The organism is bacterium (assembly GCA_037131655.1).
Classification (GTDB): Bacteria; Armatimonadota; Fimbriimonadia; order Fimbriimonadales; family JBAXQP01; genus JBAXQP01.
Map to the genome: position 1 here is coordinate 1 of JBAXQP010000427.1, position 1,858 is coordinate 1,858.

Below are 1,858 nucleotides of genomic sequence, written 5' to 3' on the forward strand. Positions count from 1 at the left end.
GTAAAAAAAATTCTTTGCCCATACTGCTTCGAACACATCAACCTGTTTGAAGTGCACTGGCGCTGTTCCAATGTGCAGTGCCGGCGTCCTGGCAGCAACGAAGCACCAGGGGAGGTTGATGATCTACTCGGAGCTTACTTGGCCCAATTCCGGCCAGGTGCTACCTCACCACGTCTTCCGCATACTTTCCCATCCCCCAAGCCTAGCTTCATTGAAAAGACACTTGGTATCGGTCATCTGACGCACACATCAAAATGTGACTGGTGTGGCAAACCAACGCCACGTCGTGTCTGCCCACAATGTCACAACGAACTGCCATACACCGCTGATACCGTCGAAAATCATGTCATTGCCGTTATCGGACCTCGTGAGGTGGGTAAGTCTAACTACATTGCTGTGTTGGTTGACAGGTTACAGAAGCATGTCGGCACTGCATTTAACCTTTCGCTAATGGCATTGAATGACTCCACAACAACTCGGTATCGAGATGACTTCTATACTCCACTTTTTCGAAATCACCGTGTTGTTCAGAAAACTCAGATCGCTGGCGTTATTCAAACGCCGTTGATGTTTCGATTAAATATTGCATCTAGCAATCCACTGATCAGGAATAAGGTGCTAAGTCTCATCTTCTTTGATACGGCAGGGGAGACGTTTGATAACGAATCATTAATGTATCAGACCCGTTACCTCGCGAATGCATCGGCTATTATCCTCCTCGTCGACCCTCTACAGATGGAGAAAGTCCGTGTTGATGTTGGTGCACGTGGGTGTCCACTTCCCCAGGCTTTTACCGAACCTGCGGAAGTTGTGACACGTGTGAATAACTTGTTGCGACAAGAACGAAAAATTACTGGAAGTAAGAAGATCAACATTCCATTTGCGATATCGTTCACAAAGTCAGATGTACTTCGCGATTATGGGATATTGCCTCCAGGAAACGCCGTCTACTCGCAACCTCTTCATCAAGGCCAGTTTAATAGACTGATTTGGCGACAGATCCATGACGAGGTTCAGAGTGTAATGGGGAATTGGGATGATAACAGCGTAGAGAATCTTTTACGAAATGATTGTTCCGATTACTCATATTTCTGCTTAAGCTCATTCGGAGAAGCACCTGATAGCGACCAGAGCTTGAGTACGATCTCTCCATTCAGGGTGGAAGACCCTCTTCTTTGGAGTCTGTCACGCCTTGGTTACCTTCAGGCATTTACGCCAAAGGAAGGTTCGCAGATATGATTCTTCAGCAATACTACACATCGACGAATAAGCCACTTCGAGGCAGTGCTGGCTTCGGTATTCGCGCCCAATCGGCAGGCATCGATATAAGCGTTGAGCAGATGCTCGCCGCTGCCGGTGCCTATTTCCATCCAAGCGATTTGCCGGATACGGCTATTGAGCAGATGCCGATATCGTTGAGCTACTATACTATCGGTGACGGCCTCTGGGGAATTACGCATAGTAAATATGTCGGGCAGGACTACTCTAAGACTCGGTATGGCAATTACTTTTCGCACTCTCTGCTATGTAATGAGATTGATTTACAAGGTATCGCATGGATGCCGATATCATTGTATGGTAGCCAATCATGGGTTACCGCTGAAGAGACAAGTATCCCCCATGAGCTACCAGCGCTCGCTAACTTGCCTGCTCGCCAGACGAATATGCCGGTTGATCTATCACTCTTCATCAATCAAACCCCAGAGCGAATCAAAATGCTTCGCCAGTTAATTCAAGCATATGTTGATGCACATACTTCCGCTACGGGTAGGCGAATAGTTATCTGTGATGATTATGCAAATAGCGTCAACTGGATTAAGGCGATGTCATATAGTCTACCTACAACTCTGCGAAAGGC

The 1,858-nt window shown here is 47.1% G+C and carries 2 protein-coding genes; both read left to right on the forward strand.

The annotated features are described in order from the left end of the window. Positions 1-1,239, forward strand: a 1,239-nt coding sequence (locus WCO51_13245) for a hypothetical protein (protein MEI6514218.1), incomplete at its 5' end; no start/stop codon positions are given. Further along, positions 1,236-1,858 (forward strand): hypothetical protein (locus WCO51_13250; protein ID MEI6514219.1); only part of this gene is annotated, 623 nt, incomplete at its 3' end. The genes WCO51_13245 and WCO51_13250, both read left to right, overlap by 4 nt.